General features: G+C 67.2%; 6 protein-coding genes. 2 read left to right on the plus strand and 4 right to left on the minus strand.

Annotated elements, in window-relative coordinates; all coding sequences use genetic code 11:
• The 3 genes from ACXJKH_RS16320 to ACXJKH_RS16330 form a co-directional block, all read right to left on the minus strand.
• Nucleotides 1-145, minus strand: a 145-nt coding sequence (locus ACXJKH_RS16320; RefSeq protein WP_457320875.1) for a LiaI-LiaF-like domain-containing protein, incomplete at its 3' end; no start/stop codon positions are given.
• Nucleotides 146-160: 15 nt separating this feature from the next.
• Entirely contained in the window at nt 161-583 is a 423-nt protein-coding gene (locus ACXJKH_RS16325; RefSeq protein ID WP_256774602.1) for an HIT domain-containing protein, read from the minus strand.
• Nucleotides 580-1,251: a dienelactone hydrolase family protein gene (locus ACXJKH_RS16330; protein ID WP_457320867.1), complete on the minus strand. Its 672-nt coding sequence runs from the start codon at nt 1,249-1,251 to the stop codon at nt 580-582. The genes ACXJKH_RS16325 and ACXJKH_RS16330 overlap by 4 nt, the downstream gene beginning before the upstream one ends.
• A gap of 204 nt (nt 1,252-1,455) precedes the next feature.
• On the opposite strand from ACXJKH_RS16330, the gene rimO reads away from it, so the two are divergent.
• Nucleotides 1,456-2,820 (plus strand): 30S ribosomal protein S12 methylthiotransferase RimO, encoded by a 1,365-nt coding sequence (gene rimO / locus ACXJKH_RS16335; protein WP_457320869.1) that lies wholly within the window; start codon nt 1,456-1,458, stop codon nt 2,818-2,820.
• Nucleotides 2,817-3,650, plus strand: coding sequence for a DUF3025 domain-containing protein (locus ACXJKH_RS16340; protein WP_457320871.1), 834 nt, complete (start codon nt 2,817-2,819; stop codon nt 3,648-3,650). Before rimO ends, ACXJKH_RS16340 begins: the two co-directional genes overlap by 4 nt.
• Nucleotides 3,651-3,787: 137 nt before the next feature.
• Here the strand turns inward: ACXJKH_RS16340 and ACXJKH_RS16345 are convergent.
• A partial coding sequence (locus tag ACXJKH_RS16345) for a GreA/GreB family elongation factor (RefSeq protein ID WP_457320873.1) occupies nt 3,788-4,092 on the minus strand: 305 nt, incomplete at its 5' end.

The following is a 4,092-nucleotide window of genomic DNA, read 5'->3' on the forward strand; positions in this document are numbered from 1 at the left end:
GCCCGATGCCCACCGCCACCAGCACCACCGGCCACCAGGTGAGGATCAGCTTCCCCATGTTCATGTTGGTCCAACCGAGATTGCTGGCCAGCAGGAACAGGCCGACGAGGATCAGGACGATGGCAGCGACGAGGTTGGAACGCATCAGGGGCAGGGTCCGTTAGGGCTGGGGCGAATATCCTAGCCGTTCCTTCCACAGCGCGACACGTTGGGTCAGTACCTCCGGATCGTAACGGTGCGCCTGACCCTGGCCCCAGACCGGTCCCGGCCAGGCCGGATCGCCGACGTGGCGGCCGATCACGTGGAAATGCAGCTGGCGCACGATGTTGCCCAGCGCCCCGATGTTGATCTTCTCCACGCCATCGGTGCCCTTGAGCGCCTTGCACGCCCGGTTCAACTCCGTGCGCAGCTTGTCCTGCTGATCGCCATCGAGGTCGATCCACTCGGTGATGCCGGCCAATCGAGGCACCAGGATCAACCACGGGTACCGCTCGTCGTTCATCAACCGCACTTGGGACAACGGCCCTTCTGCTACCAGAACGCTATCGGTGGCCAGGCGTGAATCCAGTTCGAACTCGCTCATCCAAGATGCTCCGCTAAGAAGTCCAGGGTGCGTTTCAGCGCCAGGGCGGCGCTGTCTGGATCATACGCATGTCCGACGCTGCGGTTGAAGCCATGGTCGGCCGGGTACACGAACGTCGGCATCTGCGGCAGCTTCTGGCGGTGGGCGGCGATGGCTTCTGGTGGAATGCTCTTGTCCTGCGCGCCGAAGTGGAACATCACCGGCGCCTTGGGCGTCTCATCCAGGAACTGCACGTTGCGCGCCCCGTAGTAGCTGACCGACGGCAGGCCCAGTCGCAGCGCCGAGAGCAGGGCGATGCTGCCGCCCCAGCAATAGCCGACGGTGCCAACCTTGCCGGCCGGCGCCAGCCGGGACGCGGCGGCGCGGACGATCTCCAGCGCCTTCTCCACCCCCAGCGCATTGACCCGTTCCAGCCCCTGCTTCACCCCCTCCGGGTCGTAGGGCAGGGCGTCCGGATCSGCGTCCACCCCGTCGATGAGATCGAAGAACGACGGCGCCAGCACCGCGTAACCGGCGGCGGCAAAGCCTTCGGCGACCTCGCGCACGTGCGGGTTGACCCCGAAGATCTCCTGGATGACCACCAGCCCGCCGCGAGGCTTGCCGTCCGGGGTGGCCTGCCAGGCGCGGACCGGACCGTGATGCGTATCGAGCGTGACCCACTCACCCATGATGCAGGACTCCTGTTGGTTCATGCGTTCATTATCCGGTCCCGGCGGGTTAGCGCGATGTCAGGGGCGGTGCCGGATCTGGCGGCATCGGCCGAACGCGATTCAGGGCGTGGCCCGCAACGCCGGTATACTTGCCGCCGTTTCCGGCCCCAGGTCCCCACGCCATTCCGGCATGGGCCCAGGCCCCCAGAGTCCCGCGATTCCATGTCCCAGCTGAACCCCAAAGTCGGTTTCGTCAGCCTTGGCTGCCCGAAGGCCCTCGTCGATTCCGAGCGCATCCTCACCCAGCTGCGGTCCGAGGGCTACGACATCGTGCCCTCCTACGATTCGGCCGATGTGGTGGTGGTCAACACCTGCGGCTTCATCGATTCGGCCGTGACCGAGTCGCTGGACGCGATCGGCGAGGCGATGAACGCCAACGGCAAGGTGATCGTCACCGGCTGCCTGGGCAAGCGTCCGGAGCAGATCCGCGAGGCCTATCCGAACGTGCTGGCCGTGTCTGGCCCGCAGGACTACCTGAGCGTGATGGAAGCCGTGCATGCCGCGCTGCCGCCCAAGCACGATCCGTTCGTGGACCTGGTGCCCGACTACGGCATCAAGCTGACCCCGCGCCACTACGCCTACCTGAAAATTTCCGAAGGCTGCAACCACAAGTGCAGCTTCTGCATCATTCCCTCGATGCGCGGCAAGCTGGTCTCGCGTCCGGTCGATGAGGTGCTGCGCGAAGCCGAGCGGCTGGTGCGCGGTGGGGTGAAGGAACTGCTGGTGGTGTCGCAGGACACCTCGGCCTATGGCGTGGATGTGAAATATGCCGAGCGCATGTGGCGCGACAAGGCCTACCAGACACGGCTGAAGGCGCTGTGCGAAGKCCTGTCCGAACTGGATGCCTGGACCCGCATGCATTACGTCTACCCGTACCCGCACGTGGATGAGATCGTGCCGCTGATGGCCGAAAACCGGATACTGCCGTACCTGGACATTCCGTTCCAGCACGCCAGCCCGCGCATCCTCAAGCTGATGAAGCGCCCCGGTGCGGTCGACAAGACCCTGGAGCGCGTGCAGCGCTGGCGCCAGCTGTGCCCGGACATCACCGTGCGATCGACCTTCATCGTCGGCTTCCCCGGTGAGACCGATGCCGAGTTCGAAGAGCTGCTGGCGTTCCTGGACGAGGCGCAGCTGGACCGCGTCGGCGCGTTCGCCTACTCGCCGGTCACCGGCGCCACCGCCAACGACCTGCCCGGTGCGGTGCCTGAGGAAGTGAAGCAGGAGCGACTGGCCCGCTTCATGGAACGCCAGGCGGAGATCTCCGCCGCGCGCCTGGAATCCAAGATCGGCAGCGTGCAGCAGTGCCTGGTCGATGCGATCGAGGACGGCATCGCGGTGGCCCGCTCCAAGGCCGACGCGCCGGAAATCGACGGGCTGGTGCATATCCAGAACGCCGAAGAGGCCAAGCTGCGCGTGGGTCAGTTCGTCGATGTCGACATCACCGAGAGCGACGACCACGATCTGTTCGGTGACGCGATCATCGTTGCCGGCGCGCGCAAGCCGTTCGACCTGCAGGTGTTGTGACCGCCGCGGCGTCCGCCGAGACCGGCGGTCGCCGCCGCTTCGTCGCGCCGCCGCGTGCTGCGGTGGACGCGATGTGCTTCGCGCAGCCGCTCTACGCAGGGCTGCGCGAGGTCCAGGATCTGCTGACGGCGGCCGACTGGCCGAGCGTCCGGATGCTCGACGCACGCCTCTGCCTGCCGCACCGGCATCTGGTCGAACAGGACGCGGCATTGCTGGCCGACGGCCTGCATTACGAAGTGCGCATTGCCGAACGTGGCCAGATCGCCACGCGTGCGGACAACTGGCACGACCTGTTCAACGCCCTGATCTGGGCGCGCTACCCGGCCATCAAGCAGGCCCTCAACAAGCAGCAGTGCCGCCACATCGCGGCGATGCCTTCCGGGCAGCGCAACCGTGCGCAGGCGGCGCTGACCCAGTTCGACGAAACCGGCGTGATCGTGCGCGTGCGCGATCCGGCGCTGCTGGAGGCATGGGACCGGCATGACTGGTCGGCGCTGTTCGTCGACGGGGCAGGCGCATGGCGCGAGGGCGACATCGCGGTGGCGGCCGTGATCGGCCATGCGTTGATGGAACAGGCGCTGTCGCCCGGGCGGCTGCTGGTAGGCAAAGGTGTGGTGGTGCAGGGCGATGATGACGCGCGCGCTGTCGCGCAGGTGGCGGCGCTGATCGAGCGCGGACGCCTCCTCAGCGATCCACTGGAGCTGCGGCCGCTCCCGCTGATGGGCATCCCCGGCTGGCATGCAGGCCAGGATGCCGCGTTTTACCAGCAGGCCGGGTATTTCCGCCCCGCGCGCGCGGGAAGGAACTATCCCGCGCCATCAACCGGGTAGAGCCGGGCCATGCCCGGCTGGCCGCGCGCAGCGCGGCAATGATCGCAGGCGGGTAGAGCCGGGCCATGCCCGGCTAGCCGCGCGCAGCGCGGCAACGATCGCAGGCGGTAGAGCCGGGCCATGCCCGGCTGGCCGTGCTACCGGCCTTCGCCGGTCGGGTACTCCACCGCCAGGATCGCAAAGCCGTGGCGCCCGCTCGGCAGCTCCACCTCAAACGCGTCATCCACGCGCTTTTTCAACAACGCCCGCGCCAGCGGCGAATCGATGCTGATCCATCCCGTCGGCGCGTCGGTCTCATCCGGACCGACGATGCGATAGCGGCTCACCTCGCCGCTGTCCACGTTTTCCAGTTCCACCCATGCCCCGAAGAACACCGCCTGCGGGTCGGTCGGCGGCTGGTCGACGATGCGCAGCGCGTCCAGCCGCTTGGTCAGGTACCGCA

The sequence above is a fragment of the Stenotrophomonas sp. P5_B8 genome (genome assembly GCF_054049855.1).

Coding starts and splice junctions, on each gene's coding strand:
- ACXJKH_RS16325 (WP_256774602.1), bottom strand. CDS start 583: ATGAGCGAGTTCGAACTGGATTCACGCCTGGCCACCGATAGCGTTCTG.